The 18,700-nt window shown below is 41.3% G+C and carries 20 protein-coding genes; 16 read left to right on the forward strand and 4 right to left on the reverse strand.

Annotated elements, in window-relative coordinates; all coding sequences use genetic code 11:
- Nucleotides 1-5: 5 nt before the first annotated feature.
- The 3 genes from U5K35_RS10550 (at nt 6) to U5K35_RS10560 (ending at nt 2,930) form a co-directional block, all read left to right on the forward strand.
- Nucleotides 6-542: a hypothetical protein gene (locus U5K35_RS10550; RefSeq protein WP_322571422.1), complete on the forward strand. Its 537-nt coding sequence runs from the start codon at nt 6-8 to the stop codon at nt 540-542.
- A 117-nt stretch (nt 543-659) separates the two neighbouring features.
- A complete protein-coding gene (locus U5K35_RS10555; protein ID WP_322571423.1) occupies nt 660-1,097 on the forward strand; it encodes a peptidylprolyl isomerase in 438 nt (145 codons plus the stop codon).
- A gap of 96 nt (nt 1,098-1,193) precedes the next feature.
- Nucleotides 1,194-2,930 (forward strand): phospho-sugar mutase, encoded by a 1,737-nt coding sequence (locus U5K35_RS10560; protein ID WP_322571424.1) that lies wholly within the window; start codon nt 1,194-1,196, stop codon nt 2,928-2,930.
- Here the strand turns inward: U5K35_RS10560 and lnt are convergent, their stop codons facing one another.
- Together lnt and rsmI are read right to left on the reverse strand one after the other, a co-directional pair.
- Nucleotides 2,931-4,478: an apolipoprotein N-acyltransferase gene (lnt, locus tag U5K35_RS10565; RefSeq protein ID WP_322571425.1), complete on the reverse strand. Its 1,548-nt coding sequence runs from the start codon at nt 4,476-4,478 to the stop codon at nt 2,931-2,933.
- A complete protein-coding gene (rsmI, locus tag U5K35_RS10570; RefSeq protein WP_322571426.1) occupies nt 4,475-5,158 on the reverse strand; it encodes a 16S rRNA (cytidine(1402)-2'-O)-methyltransferase in 684 nt (227 codons plus the stop codon). Before rsmI ends, lnt begins: the two co-directional genes overlap by 4 nt.
- Before the next feature lie 98 nt (nt 5,159-5,256).
- Here rsmI and U5K35_RS10575 point away from each other — a divergent pair, with 98 nt between their 5' ends.
- From U5K35_RS10575 to rmuC (U5K35_RS10595), 5 genes are all read left to right on the forward strand, one after another.
- Nucleotides 5,257-5,640 (forward strand): VOC family protein, encoded by a 384-nt coding sequence (locus U5K35_RS10575; protein ID WP_322571427.1) that lies wholly within the window; start codon nt 5,257-5,259, stop codon nt 5,638-5,640.
- A 147-nt stretch (nt 5,641-5,787) separates the two neighbouring features.
- Nucleotides 5,788-6,369, forward strand: a complete 582-nt coding sequence (locus tag U5K35_RS10580; RefSeq protein ID WP_322571428.1) for a nucleotide exchange factor GrpE — start codon at nt 5,788-5,790, stop codon at nt 6,367-6,369.
- 10 nt (nt 6,370-6,379) lie between these two features.
- Nucleotides 6,380-7,555 (forward strand): molecular chaperone DnaJ, encoded by a 1,176-nt coding sequence (dnaJ, locus tag U5K35_RS10585; RefSeq protein WP_322571429.1) that lies wholly within the window; start codon nt 6,380-6,382, stop codon nt 7,553-7,555.
- Nucleotides 7,556-7,673: 118 nt separating this feature from the next.
- Nucleotides 7,674-8,681 (forward strand): DNA recombination protein RmuC, encoded by a 1,008-nt coding sequence (gene rmuC, locus U5K35_RS10590; RefSeq protein ID WP_322571430.1) that lies wholly within the window; start codon nt 7,674-7,676, stop codon nt 8,679-8,681.
- Nucleotides 8,659-8,976, forward strand: coding sequence for a DNA recombination protein RmuC (gene rmuC, locus U5K35_RS10595; RefSeq protein ID WP_322571431.1), 318 nt, complete (start codon nt 8,659-8,661; stop codon nt 8,974-8,976). Before rmuC (U5K35_RS10590) ends, rmuC (U5K35_RS10595) begins: the two co-directional genes overlap by 23 nt.
- On the opposite strand, the gene U5K35_RS10600 is transcribed toward rmuC (U5K35_RS10595), so the two are convergent.
- Together U5K35_RS10600 and U5K35_RS10605 are read right to left on the reverse strand one after the other, a co-directional pair.
- Nucleotides 8,973-9,851 carry a hypothetical protein gene (locus U5K35_RS10600; protein WP_322571432.1) on the reverse strand — a complete coding sequence of 293 codons (879 nt, stop codon included), beginning with the start codon at nt 9,849-9,851 and terminating at the stop codon, nt 8,973-8,975. The genes rmuC (U5K35_RS10595) and U5K35_RS10600 overlap by 4 nt on opposite strands.
- Before the next feature lie 140 nt (nt 9,852-9,991).
- A complete protein-coding gene (locus U5K35_RS10605) occupies nt 9,992-10,687 on the reverse strand; it encodes an RluA family pseudouridine synthase (protein ID WP_322571433.1) in 696 nt (231 codons plus the stop codon).
- Between the two features lie 89 nt (nt 10,688-10,776).
- Between U5K35_RS10605 and uvrC the strand changes: the two genes are divergently transcribed.
- The 8 genes from uvrC to U5K35_RS10645 all read left to right on the forward strand — a co-directional run bounded on the left by uvrC (nt 10,777) and on the right by U5K35_RS10645 (nt 18,424).
- The gene (gene uvrC, locus U5K35_RS10610) at nt 10,777-12,609 is read left to right on the forward strand and encodes an excinuclease ABC subunit UvrC (protein ID WP_322571434.1); all 1,833 of its coding nucleotides are present in this window, start codon (nt 10,777-10,779) and stop codon (nt 12,607-12,609) included.
- Nucleotides 12,610-12,826: 217 nt separating this feature from the next.
- Complete coding sequence (locus U5K35_RS10615) at nt 12,827-13,462, forward strand: RNA polymerase sigma factor (RefSeq protein WP_322571435.1); 636 nt, start codon at nt 12,827-12,829, stop codon at nt 13,460-13,462.
- Nucleotides 13,459-14,040, forward strand: a complete 582-nt coding sequence (locus tag U5K35_RS10620; RefSeq protein ID WP_322571436.1) for a hypothetical protein — start codon at nt 13,459-13,461, stop codon at nt 14,038-14,040. The genes U5K35_RS10615 and U5K35_RS10620 overlap by 4 nt, the downstream gene beginning before the upstream one ends.
- 161 nt (nt 14,041-14,201) lie before the next feature.
- Nucleotides 14,202-14,999 (forward strand): AAA family ATPase, encoded by a 798-nt coding sequence (locus U5K35_RS10625; RefSeq protein ID WP_322571437.1) that lies wholly within the window; start codon nt 14,202-14,204, stop codon nt 14,997-14,999.
- Nucleotides 15,000-15,007: 8 nt separating this feature from the next.
- Nucleotides 15,008-15,943 carry a ParB/RepB/Spo0J family partition protein gene (locus U5K35_RS10630; RefSeq protein WP_322571438.1) on the forward strand — a complete coding sequence of 312 codons (936 nt, stop codon included), beginning with the start codon at nt 15,008-15,010 and terminating at the stop codon, nt 15,941-15,943.
- Nucleotides 15,944-15,980: 37 nt separating this feature from the next.
- Nucleotides 15,981-16,565 (forward strand): DUF5683 domain-containing protein, encoded by a 585-nt coding sequence (locus U5K35_RS10635; protein WP_416221611.1) that lies wholly within the window; start codon nt 15,981-15,983, stop codon nt 16,563-16,565.
- A 6-nt stretch (nt 16,566-16,571) separates the two neighbouring features.
- Nucleotides 16,572-17,282: a TIGR00730 family Rossman fold protein gene (locus U5K35_RS10640; RefSeq protein ID WP_322571440.1), complete on the forward strand. Its 711-nt coding sequence runs from the start codon at nt 16,572-16,574 to the stop codon at nt 17,280-17,282.
- 113 nt (nt 17,283-17,395) lie between these two features.
- Nucleotides 17,396-18,424 carry a tetratricopeptide repeat protein gene (locus tag U5K35_RS10645; RefSeq protein ID WP_322571441.1) on the forward strand — a complete coding sequence of 343 codons (1,029 nt, stop codon included), beginning with the start codon at nt 17,396-17,398 and terminating at the stop codon, nt 18,422-18,424.
- Nucleotides 18,425-18,700 lie beyond the last annotated feature (276 nt).

An 18,700-nucleotide genomic window follows, 5' to 3' on the forward strand; every position in this document is an offset into this window, starting at 1 on the left:
CAAGAATGAAATATCTATTTCTGCTAGTACTAACCGGGTTACTACTTACAAATTGCACATCTACAGAGACCGTTACCACAGACCGTGACATTGAAGCTGAAGAACAAGTTGATAAAGATCGTTTTGCTCCTGAATGGTATAATGAGGAGAAAAAATCTGCGACGGACTCTCTTTCTTTTTCAGGCTACTCATACGCTATTGCAGAAGGCGAAGACCGAGCTCGTGAGCAGTCGGAGCGGACTGCTTTGGCGAATTTACGCTTTGAGATTGATCGCTTCGTAGAGTCGGTTCGTGTTGAGCTGGAAGAGGAAAATGGCAGTGATCCCTTTGGTTCTCAGCAGCTCATCATGAACGTGAGAAATGCAGTACGGAATCTTGATCTTTCAGAAACAGAGCTTGAGTACGATATTCAGAAAGAGGATGGATTTCATCATGTATTTACCAAAGCAGTGATTTCCAGGGAAGAAGTAGTTGATATGCTAACCAAAGCTATTTCTAATTCCACTCTTTCAGCCTCTTTAGAAGATCAACAGGTCCTTTGATTAACAATTTGAGTTGAAAATTTTCAGACCACTGAAAATGAAACTTCATTATTATGATGGAACCATCATAACAGTTTACAAACCAAATTTTTCTTTAAAATTAAAAAAGATATCACTATGCCAAATGCGATTATAAAAACAGAAAAAGGGGACATGACTGTCGAATTTTTTGAAAATGATGCCCCGGGAACAGTCGATAATTTTGTGAAACTTTCAAAAGATGGATTTTATGATGGGCTGACGTTTCATCGTGTGATCCCCGATTTTGTAATCCAGGGTGGTTGTCCAAAAGGAGACGGCACCGGTGGGCCGGGTTATACCATCGATTGCGAGCTGGATGGTGAGAATCAGTATCACGATCGCGGTGTACTTTCCATGGCTCACGCCGGACGAGATACAGGCGGGTCTCAGTTCTTTATTTGCCACAGCCGAAAAAACACGGCTCATCTAGACCGCAAACACACCGTATTCGGAAAAGTAGTTGAGGGACTTGATGTGATTGATGATATCCGTCAGGGTGATGTCATCAAGGAAATTGAAATCAAGGAAGCGTAGACTGATAGTATTATCAGATTTACTTGTTGGCTTCAGGGTTCTATTTTAACAGTCGGAGTGTTAATAAAATAACGAGAAAATAAAGATCAAATGGGCATGGATAAATTGGATAAAAACGTTCAGGAAAAAATAAATCATTGGCTTGAAGGAAACTACGATGAAGAGACAAAAGCCGAACTTCAGAAAATGCTGGATGATGGAAAAACAGATGAGCTGACCGACGCTTTTTACAAAGATCTGGAATTTGGCACCGGCGGACTCAGAGGAATTATGGGGATCGGAACCAATCGGGTGAACAAGTATACGCTCGGAATGGCAACTCAGGGACTGAGCAACTATCTGAAGGAAGTCTACTCAGATGAACAGATCAAAGTTGTTATTGCTCACGACAACCGGAATAACGCTGAACGGTTTGCATCAATCGTGGCGGATGTTTTCAGTGCCAACGGAATCCATGTTTACTTTTTTGAATCACTTCGTCCAACTCCGGAACTATCATATGCTATCCGTGAACTTGGCTGCCATAGCGGCGTGATGCTTACGGCCTCTCACAATCCCAAAGAGTACAGTGGTTACAAAGCGTACTGGAGTGATGGATGCCAGGTGATTAAACCGCATGACTTAAATATCATTGCCGAAGTAGATAAAATTGAATCGGTTGATCAGGTAAACTTTAATCGGGATGAGAGTTTGGTTGAAGAGATCGGGCCGGAAATGGATCAAAAATATATTGATCGTGTAGCTTCTGAGTCGATTTATCCTGAAGTGATCAAATCACAAAAAGATCTCAATATTGTTTTTTCCCCGATACACGGTACTGCAGTCGATATTGTTCCTCGAGCATTAAAGGAGGTTGGATTTACCAACGTAAATCTTGTAGAGGAACAGTGCACGGTAGACGGTAATTTTCCGACCGTTGTATACCCGAATCCGGAAGAGAAAGAAGCTCTTACAATGGCTTTGAATAAGGCTAAGGAAACCAATGCTGATTTAGTTATGGCTACCGATCCGGATGGCGACCGGGTGGGAATAGCTATCAAAAATCCGGACGGCGAGTTTGAACTGTTAAATGGAAATCAAACCGGAGTGCTCCTTTTTAACTATGTGCTTAGCGCCTGGGAGAGTAAAGGCCTGTTTCGCGGCAACGAGTATATCGTCAAGACTATTGTAACCACTTACCTGATTGATGAGATCGCCAAATCGAAAGGTGTTACATGTTACAACACATTAACCGGTTTCAAATACATAGGGGCTCTTATGACAGAGCTCGAAGGTGAGGAGAAGTTTATTGCCGGCGGTGAAGAGAGCTACGGATATCTGGTAGGGGATCATGTACGAGACAAGGACGCGGTTGTAGCTTGCACGATGATTGCTGAGATGACAGCCTACTACAAAGAGCAGGGACAATCACTGTACGAAGCCCTGATCGATGTTTATGCGGCGCACGGACTCTATAAGGAGGAGTTGATCTCCATTAAAAAAGCCGGAAAAAAAGGTGCAGAAGAGATACAGAAAATTATGGATGGGCTTCGTCACCAGGCACCGGAATCATTTGCAGGTCAGAAGGTCGTTACCGTAAAAGATTATATGCATCTTACAGAAACGGATGTTGAAACCGGCCGAGTGAACAGTATTGACTTTCCCGCTTCAAATGTACTTCAGTTTATCACAGAAGGAGGCTACATTATTTCAGCTCGTCCATCCGGGACAGAACCTAAAATCAAGTTCTACATCAGTGTGAATGGTAAGCTGACGGATAAATCACAGTATTCTGAGAAAGCAGGCGAACTGGATGAGGTTATCGAGCAGATTAAAAGTGAGCTGGATTTTTAATCACCTCTCTTTTTTAAAAAAGATCATGCCAATTCCCGCAGCTGTTGAGAGAAGCATCAGGTAGCTGAACCAATCCCCATATTTGGTAAAAAATGTGGGGATATCTCTATCGTAGATGGTAAAGGTAAACGCATCTTCCGTCCAATACTCTGTAGCTACCTGTACTTTGCCATCCGGTGAAATAATGCCTGAGATGCCGTTATTGGCAGATCTTGCAATCCATTTTCGTTGCTCAATGGCGCGCAAACGGGCAAAGGCAAAGTGCTGAACATGTCCATTGGAGTCTCCCCACCAGCCGTCATTTGTTATGATCGTTAAAAATCCGGCGCCATTCTGTGCAAACTTATTTACCCATCCCGGGAATACGGAATCGTAACAGATAAGAGCGGGTGTAGGCGAGCCGTTTACATTGAAATTATTCGCTTCTTCACCCAAGCCATAGCCCACCAATTCGCCCCAGTCTACCCAACCAAAAATGTCGATGGTTTGAAAAAATTCAACAAACGGAAATCTTTCCACTAGGGGTACAAGTTTCCCCTTACGGTAAACATGCTTTGATCGGTCTGAATCAAAATAAAAAGCGGCGTTAAATACGTTGTACATTCTTCCCATATCTGACTTCCGAACCACTGCGGGCCTGTTCTCGTCATCATAGATTTCAACATAACCGACACCGGCAATAAGTGTGGTATTCCATTTATCCAGTGAATCCTGTATGGTCGTGAAATAGCGATTATTGAATTGCAGACCGGCGTCGATTGCATTTTCCGGCCAGATGAGTACGTCTGTATTTTCGGTTACCGTTTCACCCGACATGCGCAGAAGTTTGTCAAGCAGGGCATCGAGTGATCCCAGTCCACCATAATCCTCGTAAGAGTCGGAGTTTGGCTGAATAATTGCTACCTCAACGGGTTCTCCCTGCTCCTGTGTTTGCATGATGATCGAGAGGATTGAAAAAACAGGAAAAGCCAGGAAAATAATTATGGCTGAATAGAGTATTGGCTTTACAGGATCGACGATGTAGTTATAGATGAGAGCGGCGGTAAACACAATCCAAAATGAAATGCCGAATACTCCGGTGACGGATATATACTGAATTACATTGATCAGGTTCGACCATCCGTTGCCTAATGTGAGCCAGGGCCACGCCAAATCCCAGTTATGGTGTAGAAATTCATAACTGACCCAAACGGCTGCTGCAAAAAATGACGCCAGTATTGGGTTGATGTCCGATTTGAATAAAGATCTGATTACGAGCAGAGGAATTACCATAATTGCAGCGTTTGCCAGAATGGCCGCCAACCCGCCGGCAACCGTTGCCATCATAAGCCAGTAGGTGACAAACAGATTCCAGAGAACAAATGCAGGATAGGTATATAAAATAGCCTCCCTGTTAGAACGGCTGATTATCGCTATTCGAAATAAAAATACGAAAGCCGGAATTTGAAGTATGGACAGATCAAACGGGGGGAATGAAAGACTGAGTAAAATTGAAGCAGTAATTGAAAGAGTCCACGGTTGATCCCAAAAACGATTTTTCTTCATCATTCACTGTAGCTTTTACCGGCAATAACAATGGCTATTTCACCTTTAATGGAACTTTTTTCTTTCCATCGGCTGAGCAAATCCCCTAATTGAGCCCGGTCTGTTTCTTCAAATTTTTTGGTTAATTCTCTGGCGACGCATACCCAACGGTCGTTTCCTGCATATTCGTGTAATTTTTCTAAAAACCGAACCAGTTTATGTGGACTTTCGTACACTACCGAAGTGATTTCACTCTCAGCTATCTCCTGAATTCGGGTTTGTCGGCCTTTTTTGGGCGGTAAGAAACCTTCAAAAATAAATCGATCACTTGGTAAGCCGCTTACTGCCAGAGCGGTGGATACGGCATCGGGCCCGGGTATGGCAATTACTTGATGTCCGTTTTGATGTGCTTCCCGTGTTGCCAAAAATCCGGGATCAGATATGGCGGGCATTCCTGCATCGCTGATTAGCGCGATGTTAAGTCCGCTGCCCAAAAGATTCATCAAGTGCTTTACTTTTTGATGTTCATTGTGCTGATGAAACGAAAACGTAGGTTTATCAATTTGAAAGTGTTGCAACAATACGCCGGATGTTCGGGTATCCTCGCAAGCTATTTGATCTACAGACTGCAGCGTTTCAACAGCCCGAGTAGAAAAATCGGATAAGTTCCCAATAGGTGTTGCTACTAAATAAAGTGTTGCCAATTAACTGTGGGTTGAATTCAAAAAATCCATTCTAAATATAGCCGAAAAACCGTTAGTTTATCGGGTGCAATAAAACTAACAAAAGAAAGTGAAAAACTATGGATTTTAAACCATCCGGTATTAACCATATTACCATTAGGGTAAATGAAATTGAACGTGCCGAAGAGTTTTATGGTGACATTCTTGGATTTGAACTGGTGAGAAAGATGGGCCAAAGCATGGCCGTCTATAAAATTGGAAAGGAAGATACTCTGGTGATTGTAGAAGCTGAAACCAGTTACGACCCCAATTCCAGGGATTTCAGGGTAGACCATATTGGGTTTTATCTCGACTCCCCTGATGAAGTTGACGAAATGGCAACTTATCTGCGTGATAAAGAAGTTACAATATTGAGTGGACCGTCTAACCGAAAAAAAGGAAGGTTTGTATTTGCTTCAGATCCTGATGGAAACATGATTGAGTTCTTTTACGAAGGTAATTAAGGCGAAACGTCAGGTTTTTGAGACATTGGTGACGAACTGATAGGATAGGTCTTTATGGCATATTATTTGCACGCAGAGAGAATGAAAGGATATAACTGAGCCTAAGCAGAAAAGGCCTGAAATAAGAAATTAAGAATCGATTTTTAAATGAGTAGCAAAGAAGAAAAAATGGAATCTGCCGAAAAACAGGCAGCTATTGAAAATGACACAGATGCGGCTTCGAACGAAGCTAGCGGAAGCATTGAAGAGTTAGACGAACTTGTTGAGCAGCAGCAAAAACGTATCAATGAACTTGAAGAAGAAATTCAAGGTGTAAAAGATAATCATCTGCGTAAGGCAGCAGAGATGGAGAATTTTAAGAAACGGCTTCAGCGTGAGCGAGAATCTGTTTATCAAAAGTCTCGTGAAAATGCCATCGAAGCATTTCTGCCGGTGAATGATGATCTGAGACGAACTCTTGAGGCATTGGAACAAGCAAATGCCGATAAATCATTTGTAGACGGTGTTCGTCTGGTTGCCGATAAATTTCAGGATGTTCTGGACAGATATAATGTGGAAAGAATTGATGAAGAGGGTGTTCCTTTTGATGTAAACCTTCACGATGCGATGCTTCGCCAGCCTGCCAGTGACGAATCTATTGAGAGCGGAACGGTTCTTCAAGTCCTTGAAAGCGGATATCGAATCGGTGATAAAACACTTCGACACGCAAAAGTAATTGTAAGCGAGTAAATCACAATTCATGTCAAAACGAGATTATTACGAAGTATTAGGTGTAGAAAAAGGAGCCGGAGAAGCGGAGCTGAAAAAAGCATATCGTAAGCTGGCCATGAAATATCACCCCGACAGAAATAAGGGTGATGATGAAGCAGAGAGAAAGTTTAAAGAAGCGTCTGAGGCTTATGAAGTTCTCAGAGACCCGCAAAAACGACAGCGCTACGATCAATTCGGTCATGCCGGAATGAACGGCGGCGGATTTGGCGGAGCCTCGGATTTCGGCAATGCTGATTTCGAAGATATATTCAGCCGATTCAGTGATATTTTTGGAGGAGACATCTTTGGCGGTGGTGAAGCTTTTGGCGGAGGCGGACGCAGACAGAGTCGCCGTCGACGAGGCACGGGCCGACCCGGAAGTGATATGAAACTTCGGGTTGAACTAACCCTGGAAGAGATTGCTGAAGGTGTTGAAAAAACACTGAAAGTTAAAAAACAGGTAAAGTGTGACTCCTGCAACGGAACAGGCGCAGAAACGGAATCCGACTTTGAAACATGCGGTACCTGCAACGGAACCGGAGAGGTTCGACAAGTATCGCGAACCATGTTTGGCCAGTTTGTAAATGTTCAGCCTTGCCCTACATGCAGCGGTGAAGGCCGGATTATAAAAAACAAGTGTTCATCCTGTGGTGGAGAGGGACGCAAGCGCAGTGAAGAGAATATAAAAGTGAATATTCCATCCGGGGTTTCTAAAGGAAATTATATTACGCTGAGACGACAGGGTAATGCCGGTATTCGTGGCGGTGAACCGGGCGATCTCATTGTGTTGATTGAAGAGAAAGAGCACGAGCATTTCGAAAGAGACAGGAATGATATCTACTACGATCTGCATCTGAGTATACCGGATGCAGTACTGGGTACAGAAGTCCAGGTGCCAACTTTAAAAGGCAAGGCCAAAGTAAAAGTAGAGGCCGGAACCCAGCCGGGTAAACTGTTACGGATGCGCGGCAGAGGTATCAACGGACTGAATAACAGCGGTACCGGAGACCAGTTTATAAAAGTAAATATTTATGTTCCGAAAGATCTGACCCAAGAAGAGCGCAAGCATGTTGAAGCCCTGCGCGGTGAAAAACATTTCGATCCTGCCGATGCAGAGGAACGCGAAAAAGGATTCTTCTCAAAGATTAAAGACGTTTTCAGTTAACAATTGCCGGACTTCCATAGTCCGATTTTGCAAATCTTACGAAGTTTTCCGGAAGGGGTGACAGATTCTGTCACCCTTTTCTTTTATCTTCAGTTAAATCATCAAAAAAATTATTTTTATGGGACTTACTGAATTGATTATTGCGCTGGTATTCGGAGCCATCGGTTTTACAATTGCCTGGTTTATGGCTCGGCCAAAGCAATCGCGTTTGGAGGAGAGGAATGAAATTTTGACGGCTGCAAAGGATGAGGCTGAAAGAAAACTGGAAGAGGAAACAGATCGTGCAAATCAGGCAAAAAATGAACTCGCCACGATGGAAGCCAATTTCCTGAATTTGAAAGAGAGACTTCAGGAACAAAAAGCTGATTTTGAAAAGATGGAGGAGAGATTCAAAAATGAATTCAAAAATCTGGCTAACGAAATCCTGGAAGAGAAGTCGAAAAAGTTTACCCAGCAAAATCGCGAAAACCTCGACTCACTGCTCAAGCCACTGGGTGAAAAAATATCTGAGTTTCAAAAAAGAGTGGAGGAGACCCACAAAGAAGATATAAAGGGTAGAAGTGCCTTGGGGCAGCATCTGTCTATGTTACAGGAACTGAACCAAAAAATGAGTGAGGAGGCTAAAAATCTTACGAAAGCCCTGAAGGGGGATAATAAGCAGCAGGGAAATTGGGGAGAAGTAATTCTTCAAAGAATTCTGGAAAAGTCGGGACTGGTGAAGGGCCGGGAGTACGAAGTTCAGGAAAGTACCACTACCAGTGATGGCCGGCGGCTGCAACCTGATGTTGTTGTTCAACTCCCGGATGAAAAGAAATTGGTAGTCGACTCCAAGGTAACCTTAACCGCTTATGAAGCATACACGTCGGCGGATGATTCTGATCGACAGCAAAAAGCTCTGAAGCAGCACATTAGTTCACTTCGTGCCCATGTAAAAGGGTTGAGCAACAAAAACTACGAGCAAATTCACGGTTTCCAGAGTCCCGACTTTGTGCTGATGTTTATTCCGATTGAACCGGCTTTTGGTTTGGCGATGCAACACGCTCCGGATCTCTATAATGAAGCGTTTGATAAAAATATTATTATCGTTAGCCCAACTACTCTACTTGGCTACATTGGCTACAATTGAGAATGTGTGGAAGCAGGAGTATCAAAACCGGCATGCTATGGAAATTGCTGAACGTGGCGGGCTGCTCTATGACAAATTTGTCGGTTTTGTAGAAGATATGCAGGATATAGGAAATCGAATTGATCAAACTCAGGCCAGCTATGAGAATGCAATGGGTAAATTGAGCGAGGGGCGCGGTAATCTGGTACGTCAAACAGAAATGCTAAGAAAACTGGGAGCTAAAGCTTCAAAAAAACTTCCGTCCGAATTAAATGGAGATTCATTAGGTCTGCCGGAAGACGAAGATGAAGATTAATTGATATTTAGCGGTTCAACCAGGGCTGCCAAATCATGACCGTTATGATTGGAAACCGCTGAGTACCAATTGTCATCCCATAGCCATGATACAACATGAGTTCCATCGATATTATTTACAAAATAATCAGTTTGTGTAGTACAACTCTTCGCTGCGTTTTCTTCTCTTTTCATATGATCAAAATTCTCAAGTTGATCGAGATTAAACGCAAAAATGTAGATATTTTCACCGATGTCTCTTTGAATATATTTTAAGAGCGGAGCTTGCATTCCGCTGTGAAAATCTGCCATAACCAAACCGACAAAGTCAGTTCCTTTTAAATGTGGAATTGTCATGTTCATTCCGTAATGATCTCTTAAATAGCTTTCCGCTTCTTGAAGGGATGCAGTTTGTACTGGAGGTTCTATCGATACATTTTTAGCACTTTGAAAATGCTGGGCAGAAATGTTTTCAATGACGAACATCTCCTCGCTAAAACTGTCGGTAGATCTTTCAAGCAGTTGAACTGTCATTAATGTTATCAACAATATTACAGCGGCTGCAGCAATGTACCTGAAACCGGACTTCAGTAATCCGTTCCATTTAGATGATTCATCTGTTTTTTTAACGGATGATGATCCTTCCTTAAAACTTGCAGTTCGTTTTTCAACTTCCAGCCGGTGCAAGATTTTTTTTCTTAAATGATCCGGAGCTGATTTCCTGGGTAAATTTTCTGAAAGTATTTGTTTTACCTTGAGCGTGGAATAGTATTCTCTCTTAAGCTCGGGATCGTGCTTCAGGTACTCAAAAAAGTCCTTTTTCTCTTGCTCCGATACCTCATTGTCTACAACGGCCGGTAACAGCAGTCTGGCTTGGTATTTTGTTAATCTGTTCATATTAAAACTGCAAAATTCGAGAAGTGATGTTTAGGTCTGTATCCTGATTATGAAAACATTGGATATTGGTCAATCATTCAACAGCACTTTAAGTAGCATGAATCAGAATTCTCTTACTTAATATATTCGCAGACAGATCTTTAAGTGAAAAGTTTAGTGCTAAATTTACTCCATGGAGTAAATTGTGGAGGTTTTGCTGAGAAAAATATCTCTTTTTTGAGAGTAGGGTGTTCCAGTTCTAAAGAATAAGCATGCAAGGCCGTCGTAGACCGATTTGATTTGCCATATTTCTGATCCCCAAAAATAGGATACCCTTCTTCAGAAAGTTGCACCCTAATTTGATGAGGCCTGCCGGTAATCAAACTGACTTTAAGCAGATGGTTATCATCTACGGAGTCTAATCGTTGAAAAATTAATTTGGCATCCTGAGCACCTTTCACATTAGGTTTTACAACCTGAACGGTATTTGTTTTTTCATCTTTGAGCAAATGGTGGGTAAGATATCCGTTAGGAGGAGGGTTACCGGTTACAACTGCAAGATACTTTTTCTTAATCGTTCTCTGGCGAATTTGCTCACTAATTCTGGATGCTGCCTTAGAGGTTTTTGCAAACATCATTACCCCGCTAACAGGTCTGTCTAATCTGTGTAAAAGTCCTAAAAATACATTTCCAGGCTTGTTATGCTCTTTTTTGATGTACTCTTTACAGAGGGTTAAAATATCCGGATCACCTGTATGATCCTCTTGCGATAGCAAGCCCACGGGTTTGTTTACCACCAGTAAATGGTTGTCTTCAAAAATGATTTCAATATTGGGATCGGTTTGTGTCGTTTTCATAGTTCAATAATCGCGCTTTCAGAAACCAATTTAAACTTTTCCATACAGCTCATCGTTTTTGTATTTTTGATGTTTAATTCATCACAGACATGTCAATATCCGTAGAAGAAAAAATCGCTCACCTTCCCTTTAGTCCGGGAGTCTATCAATTCAAAGATAGCGGTGGAAACTATCTTTATGTTGGGAAGGCAAAAAAACTTCGCAATCGGGTGAGGTCGTACTTTCAGGATTCCAGAAATCATGATGGAAGAATAAAGTTGATGGTTTCCAAGATTGAGGATGTTGAAGTGATTGTTACCGATTCTGAGGCTGAAGCTTTAATTCTTGAGAATAATCTGATCAAGAAGCATCAGCCGCGTTATAATATTATGTACAGGGATGATAAATCGTATCCCTACATTTGTATTACAAAAGGACGAAAACCAAGAGTTTATCCCACGCGAACAGTGGTCAGGGACGGAAGCAAATACTTTGGCCCGTACGATCATGTTGGGCATATGCGCCGAATGCTTGATACTATCCGTAAAGCGTTTGGACTGTGTACCTGTGCTGTTTCACCAAAAATGGTTGACAAATCTCGTGGTGCTCCAAAATGGCACTCCTGTTTTGATGATTACTTACAAAACTGCTCGGGTGACTGGGATGATGAAGGCTATCAGGAAACAATAGATAAAGTTGAACGTCTTCTATCCGGTAAAACGGGGGACCTGATCCGCGAGGTGAAAGAGGAGATGGAGATCGCTTCTCAGTCTCTGGAGTTTGAAAAAGCAGCTCGCCTGCGCGATAGCATGAAGTCTCTTGAGAAGTACAATCAAAAGATGAAGATTGTTGCGAATAAAGAGGTACACAGGGATGTATTTGCTATTGATGTAGACGAAGAACTTGGAGAAGCATGCGGAGTTCTGTTTAAAATTCGTGAGGGTAAGCTGATCGGAAAATTTAATCGATTTTTGAAAAATATTGAAGACCGGCCGCGAAGTGTGATGATGCAGTCTTTTGTGGAAGATTATTATACGGGACAGATGGTGGGAGCCATTCCTGATGAAGTTTACCTGAGTGATGCAATGGAAGATGATGATCCGTTATTGGAGTATCTCTGGGAGCAGAGAGGAAAAAAAGTTCCGATCCACGTCCCACAGATCGGCGAAAAAAAGCATCTTATAGAGATGGCTATTACCAATGCGCGGCTCAACCTGGGGGAGAGAAAACTGGAAAAACAGAAAGCTGAACGAGATCGAATTCCACAGGCTATAAAAGATCTGAAAGATTATTTGAAATTGGATCGCCTGCCAAGAAGGATAGAATGTTTTGATAACTCGAACACACAAGGTACGGATCCTGTAGCGTCGATGGTCTGCTTTGTTGACGGGCAACCGCGAAAAAGCGAATACAAGCGATTTAAAATAAAAACCGTTACCGGTGCGGATGATTACGCGTCGATGAAGGAAATTGTTAAACGTCGTTATTCGAAGGTGAAAAAAGAAAAACTTCATGCACCGGATTTAATATTGATTGACGGTGGAAAAGGTCAGTTAAACGCTGCACTGGATGCACTGGAAGAAATTGATTTCAGAGATGTAAGTGATGTGGCAGGGCTTGCCAAGCGCCTGGAAGAGGTTTTCTTGCCTCAAAAAGCAGATGCCGTGATGATTCCGAAAACTTCGGCTGCACTCAAACTTTTACAGCGAGCTAGGGATGAAGCGCATCGGTTTGCCATAACCTATCATCGGCAGAAGCGTTCAAAAAGAACAGTGAAAACGGGCTTAACGGAAATAGATGGAGTGGGCGAAAAAACCGCTCAAAAACTGTTAAAAGCATTTGGATCAATTGACCAGATTAGAAAAGCCGACTTGGAAAGCTTGCAAAAAGAACTCGGTAAAAAATTAGGAGAGAAAATTTACAGGCATTTCTCGGAGTCTTAGTCTTCGCATGAAGATGCGATTGTTTTAACATCAAATTATTAGAATACTAAGGAAGGCAAGAGGAATAAAGTAAAATGTTCTTCTGTAATTACGTCAGTATTGAAACATTGGCACCGTCTGTGCAGTAGATAGAAGTAGAATATACAGACATAACTGAATGGATTGATTTAAAAATCTGTTTTTGAAAGTGTGACGCAACATTTAAATTAGCACTCATATGAGACTCAATAATTCAGACCATATACCGCGCCGATACGAGCAAATGAAAGATCGCGAATTGGTTCATTTGTTTCGGAAAAAAGATGATCAATTAGCTTTCCAAGAGCTAATGAATCGTCATCAGGCCAAAATCTATTCATATATATACAGTATGATTCAGAATAGAGAAACGGCTAATGATATCTTCCAGGAGACCTTTACAAAGGTGATTACTAAGATGGATGATACCTATAACGAGCAGGGGAAATGGATCGCCTGGGTGATGAGAATTGCACACAATGCAACAATTGATCATATCAGAAAACAAAAACGGTTTGTCGACGTTAGCAGTTCGTATGACGAAGAGTCAAAAACAGATTTTTATGAAAGATTACCTGATGAAGACACACCCGGTCAGCATGATCAACTGGAGTTAAGTGAGTCTACATCGCGGTTGTTAAAGCATATTGGAAATCTGCCCGAAGAACAGCGAACGGTAGTGATGTTGCGACACTATTATGAAATGCCATTTAAAGAAATTGCTGAATTGACAGATGTTTCGATAAATACTGCTCTGGGCCGAATGAGATATGCTTTGATTAATCTTCGTAAAATGTTTGATGAGGAACATGAGAAGGAATCAAATAATATATGAGTATCAAAAAAACGGACAGTATAGCTTATCTATTTAAGGAGATGGACCCTTCTGAGAAAGTTGAATTTGAACGACTGCTCAGAAAAAATGAAAACTTGCTGATCGAAGTTGAGTCTTTGCGAAATATCAGTAATAGAATAGATGAGTTGCCTGAAATATCAGCACCCGATAATATACTTCAATCGGTATGTGAACAAGCTTCAGAGAATAAAAGATCAACGAATTTTGTTCGATCTAAACCTTTCTATTTTGCCACGGCAGCTTTGCTATCAATAGGATTTATGGCCGGCGCATTAATGATCGAATCTGATGAAGCAACAAATAGTGCCGGAAATGCATCTGTTGGTTCAATTGGATCAACACAGACAACTGCCACCAACAATCCGGAAGGAATTACATCAGATCGGGAAATTTCACCCTGGGTTGATAAAAATGATGTTATACACTACACAGGAATAGAGTCTGAACGTTCGGATTCGCTATTGGAGAATAGTTACCGACGACTGACACCAGTTACCAATTCTTCGCAGAACAGTTCATACCAAAGAAATCTGCAACTCACCGGAAGCCGTCAATAAGTTTTTGGTTTAATAATCACGGTAAGATACTTAATTACAACAGTTTGTAATTGATAGTGAAATAGTTATCCACGATTGTATGTGCATAACTTAGTTTGGTTAGATACCACTTGTGAGTTATATTCATCTACAAATTTCATCCTAAGTTACCATTATTTCGAATGGGTAAAATTATCTCTATTGCAAACCAGAAAGGCGGTGTTGGAAAAACAACGACAGCGGTAAATCTGGCCGCAAGTTTAGCCGCTATTGAACATCCTACTCTGATTATCGATATCGATCCGCAAAGCAATTCAACAAGCGGATTGGGAATTGAATCAAAAACAGTTTCGAACTCTATCTACGAAGTTATGGTAGGAGGCGTGGATGTAAAAGATTCGATTCGTGAGACGGAGCTACCTTATCTGGAACTCATTCCTTCTCATATCAACCTGGTTGGAGCTGAAATTGAAATGGTGGACCGGAATGAACGTGAAAGAATTCTATCTAAAGCCATTGACGGATTAGCGGATAAGTATGATTTTATCATTATAGACTGTCCTCCTTCTCTTGGATTGTTGACGATTAACGCTTTGACTGCCTCGGATTCCGTATTAATACCGGTTCAGTGTGAATATTTTGCCCTGGAAGGTCTTGGTCAATTGTTAAATACAATCAAGATTGTTCGGCAACATCTAAACACGGATCTGGAAATAGAAGGTGTTCTGCTTACCATGTACGATACACGCACAAGGCTATCGAATCAGGTTGCAGATGAGGTAAAACGATATTTTGATGAGAAGGTATTCTCGTCTGTTATTTCAAGAAACGTTCGGTTGGCTGAGGCACCCAGTTTTGGAAAACCTGCAATATTATATGATGCAACCAGTGTTGGATCAAAAAATTATCTTGCTTTGGCCAGAGAGATTATTCAGCGGAACAAGAAATTATTCAAAAATAGTCCGGTTCTATCCAAATAGGGGTTTTTATGTCGAAAAAAGTATTAGGCAGAGGATTGGGTGCTTTTTTTCCTGAATACGACGAGCAAGGGAAAGAGGAATCAAAAGAGGGAGATTCTAAAAAGGCGCCAAAAACGAAGACCGCAGTTCCAATTGAGCCGGCCGAGCGCGTAAACGTGGTTTTGAATATACCTGTGGATCATATTCGTCCGAATCCACATCAGCCCAGAAAAGATTTTAATGAAGAGGCGCTTGATGAATTGTCATCATCCATTAAGAAGCACGGCCTTATTCAGCCTATCACGGTTAGATATTTAGGCGAGAAGCGGTTTGAGCTGATTAGTGGGGAAAGACGTCTCAGGGCAACAAAACAAGCCGGCATAGCCGAAATTCCCGCCTACATACGGGAAGCTGATGACGAACAGCTCATTGCCTTTGCCCTTATTGAAAATATTCAGCGAGAGGAATTAAATCCTCTCGAAATATCAATGGGTTATAAGCGGCTTATTGATGAATGCAATTATACCCAAAGCGAAGTAGCCGAACGGGTCGGAAAGAATCGTTCAACGGTTACGAATATGCTTCGTTTGCTACAGCTCCCAGATTTTATTCAAGCAGCACTTCGTGATGATTCTATTTCTACCGGACACGCAAGGGCGCTAATTAATTTAAAGAGCGAGAGCGATCAGAAAAAAGCATTGAGTAAAATTGTAAAAAATTCGCTCTCTGTACGACAAACTGAAGATTTAGTACGTTCGCTGGATAAAAAAAGCGAACAAAAATCGAAGAAAACCGAAACAAAACCTTCGAATCCTTTTTTGGAGGACTTTTCAAAGCGCCTTCGCAATAGTTTAAGTACAAAAGTAAATATTAAACAAAAGGGAAAAGGTGGCGAAATTCGAATTGAGTACTACTCAGATGATGATTTGGAAAGATTGATGCAGCTATTTGATGAAGTTGGTTAGTCTAATATCATTTTTATTTCTCTTTTGTAGTCAGATCGTGTTAGCTCAATCCAATCCTGATCTACTTAACCGTAACTATTTTTTGTTAGAAAATAGAATCAGCAGTCAGAATGATTATGCAACAACGTCAAATGATTCGCTAAATCGGGAAGAGTATCCAAAACCAAAATCCGTGATGCTTAAATCACTGATGATTCCGGGTTGGGGACAGATAGAAAACAAACAAATCTGGAAAGTTCCAATCATTTATGGCCTCTTTGCCGGAATTGGATATTACACATATACGCTCAACAGCGATTACAAAGATTACAAAGCCGCTTATTATAACAGCTTTCCGGATAACGATGACATGAGGTTTGGTCCCACACCCGAATATTTGCAGGGAGTGAATGCAAATCAGCTGCAGTCCAACAGGAACAGTTTGCGAAATCAGCGAGATTTTATGTTTGTAGTTATGGGGCTGGCGTATGGCTTGAATGTTATAGATGCGTATGTTTTCGCTCACATGCGAAGTTTTGATGTTTCGGATGATCTTTCAGCGAACACAATAGTTCAACCGGCATTAATTGAAAACAGAAGTCCCGGAATCTCTTTAAAAATAAACCTGCAAAACCGAAATTAGCAGCATATGGAAGCTTCAAATTTTTTCAAATTCAAACACCAGACTGAAGAGTTTGAGGGAGACAGTAACAAGGATTTGTGGAGTATATTTAAAATAATGGGAGAGTTTGTAGATGGTTACGACAAACTCTTCCGCGTGGGGCCGTGTATTTCAGTTTTCGGTTCAGCTCGATTAAAGCCCGGCAGTAAATATTATGAGATGGCTATTAAAACCGCAGAATTAATTACCGAAAGTGGTTTCGGTGTGATTACAGGCGGTGGGCCGGGAATTATGGAGGCCGGAAACCGAGGAGCACACAATAGAGATGGAAAATCTGTCGGCTTAGGCATAGAACTGCCTTTTGAACAGGGAGTAAATGACTATGTGCACCCTAAATATGAAATTAATTTTAAGTATTTTTTTGTAAGAAAAGTGATGTTTGTGAAATACGCTCAGGCATTCATCGTTTTTCCAGGTGGTTTTGGCACACTTGATGAACTCTTTGAAACTCTTACACTTATTCAGACTAAAAAGATTAAACAAATACCAATCGTTTTGGTAGGATCTGAATATTGGGGTGGTTTAGTTGATTGGGTTAAAAGTACATTGGTTGAAGGAGGATATATCAATCCGGAAGATACAGAACTATTTTATTTAACAGATGACCACGAGGATGCTGTTAAATTTGTGTGTGATTTCTACAAGAAAGAGAAACCGGAACCAAATTTTGACTACTAAGAAACTTTTTTTACTGCTTTGGGTTTGAAATAGTGAGGTTTAGTGATTTTCTTTACAAAATTTCATTAAGTTAAGCCCGTTTAATCGGACAGAATCATAAACAAACAGATACCATGAAATCATTGAAATTAATACTCATTTTAGCTGCCGCTTTTTCAGTTACTCTATTTGCAGTTGAACAAACAAATGCTCAGGATGCCAGAGGCGAGGCTATCCAGCTTTATAATCAGGCTCAGGAATTAGCCGGCTCCGGCGACTTTACAAACTCAATTGCTCTTTATAGAGATGCACTCGAGATTTCTCAAGCCAATGATTTAAACGATATAACTGAACTAATTGTAGAACGAATTCCCAGAGTTGCTTCAAGCAGGGCATCCGATGCATATCGTGGGTATCAAAGTGAGCGGACTGTAGAATCTGTAAACAATGCACTTTCAGCTTTCCAGGAAGCAAAAGAGGTAGCTGAAGAGTTTGGTAATGCGGAAGTACGTCAACAGGCAGAAGGGGCTCTTCCTCAACTCTATTATATTCGTTCAGTGCTTCATTTCAGAGCTGAAAATTATGAGAATGCACTTGCGGATCTTGATACCGCAATAGAAATGAATTCCAACTATGCACTCGCATACTATCAGAAAGCATTAGTAACCAAAAATCAATTGCCATCTGAAGTAGATACCTGGTTGGGTCTTTATGATGAAGCCATTGAAGTAGCTCGAAGAGTAAATGATGAAAGAGCATTACAAAATTCTCTAAACAGCGCCCGAGAGGAGTTAATATACAGAGCAGTGAATCTTTCAGAAGATCGCCAGTTTGACCGTGCACTTAATCTCCTTCAGAAAGTAGAGCAGTATGATCCGCAATCTGAAGACGCAGAATACAGAATGGCGGAAATCTATAATAAAAGAGGGCAATGGAATCAGGCACTGCAACATGCAACCCGAGCTCTTGAGTATGAATCAGGCGGTGTGGATGACAAGGCCAAAATTTATTATGAGCTTGGCACTGCATATAAAGGCCAAGGTCAGAAAGAAAATGCCTGTGATGCATTTGAAAATGCCCGGTACGGTGATTTCACAGAACCAGCCAATCATGAGCTTCAGTTTGAATTGAAGTGTGAAGGACATACTCCTACAGGACGATAATTCAGCTAAATCAAAATTGATTTCATAAAAAAGCCCTCTTTTCGAGGGCTTTTTTTATATAGTTATATTAAAGTGTCGATTCGCAAAGGCAAGTTGAAAATACTCTGTTTCCGTTTAGCAATAGTCGGTTTTGTGGTATTTTGGAGTGAAATCTGAATCCAAGTCGATAACATTATCCAAGAAGGATTCTCGAATCCGTAAATTGTCGTGTTCTGAATTTCAGCATCTTCCTTTTTTGTGACGCGGTTATATGAAAGTGATACACATATATTTTAA

The organism is Rhodohalobacter sp., assembly GCF_034521535.1.
Taxonomy (GTDB): Bacteria; Bacteroidota; Rhodothermia; order Balneolales; family Balneolaceae; genus Rhodohalobacter.

Excerpts from the sequence above, each read along its gene's own strand:
- U5K35_RS10550 (WP_322571422.1), top strand. The coding sequence starts at position 6 with ATGAAATATCTATTTCTGCTAGTACTAACCGGGTTACTACTTACAAAT.
- U5K35_RS10555 (WP_322571423.1), top strand. The coding sequence starts at position 660 with ATGCCAAATGCGATTATAAAAACAGAAAAAGGGGACATGACTGTCGAA.
- U5K35_RS10560 (WP_322571424.1), top strand. The coding sequence starts at position 1,194 with ATGGATAAATTGGATAAAAACGTTCAGGAAAAAATAAATCATTGGCTT.
- lnt (WP_322571425.1), bottom strand. The coding sequence starts at position 4,478 with ATGATGAAGAAAAATCGTTTTTGGGATCAACCGTGGACTCTTTCAATT.
- U5K35_RS10575 (WP_322571427.1), top strand. The coding sequence starts at position 5,257 with ATGGATTTTAAACCATCCGGTATTAACCATATTACCATTAGGGTAAAT.
- U5K35_RS10580 (WP_322571428.1), top strand. The coding sequence starts at position 5,788 with ATGAGTAGCAAAGAAGAAAAAATGGAATCTGCCGAAAAACAGGCAGCT.
- dnaJ (WP_322571429.1), top strand. The coding sequence starts at position 6,380 with ATGTCAAAACGAGATTATTACGAAGTATTAGGTGTAGAAAAAGGAGCC.
- rmuC (WP_322571430.1), top strand. The coding sequence starts at position 7,674 with ATGGGACTTACTGAATTGATTATTGCGCTGGTATTCGGAGCCATCGGT.
- U5K35_RS10600 (WP_322571432.1), bottom strand. The coding sequence starts at position 9,851 with ATGAACAGATTAACAAAATACCAAGCCAGACTGCTGTTACCGGCCGTT.
- U5K35_RS10605 (WP_322571433.1), bottom strand. The coding sequence starts at position 10,687 with ATGAAAACGACACAAACCGATCCCAATATTGAAATCATTTTTGAAGAC.
- uvrC (WP_322571434.1), top strand. The coding sequence starts at position 10,777 with ATGTCAATATCCGTAGAAGAAAAAATCGCTCACCTTCCCTTTAGTCCG.
- U5K35_RS10615 (WP_322571435.1), top strand. The coding sequence starts at position 12,827 with ATGAGACTCAATAATTCAGACCATATACCGCGCCGATACGAGCAAATG.
- U5K35_RS10620 (WP_322571436.1), top strand. The coding sequence starts at position 13,459 with ATGAGTATCAAAAAAACGGACAGTATAGCTTATCTATTTAAGGAGATG.
- U5K35_RS10625 (WP_322571437.1), top strand. The coding sequence starts at position 14,202 with ATGGGTAAAATTATCTCTATTGCAAACCAGAAAGGCGGTGTTGGAAAA.
- U5K35_RS10630 (WP_322571438.1), top strand. The coding sequence starts at position 15,008 with ATGTCGAAAAAAGTATTAGGCAGAGGATTGGGTGCTTTTTTTCCTGAA.
- U5K35_RS10640 (WP_322571440.1), top strand. The coding sequence starts at position 16,572 with ATGGAAGCTTCAAATTTTTTCAAATTCAAACACCAGACTGAAGAGTTT.
- U5K35_RS10645 (WP_322571441.1), top strand. The coding sequence starts at position 17,396 with ATGAAATCATTGAAATTAATACTCATTTTAGCTGCCGCTTTTTCAGTT.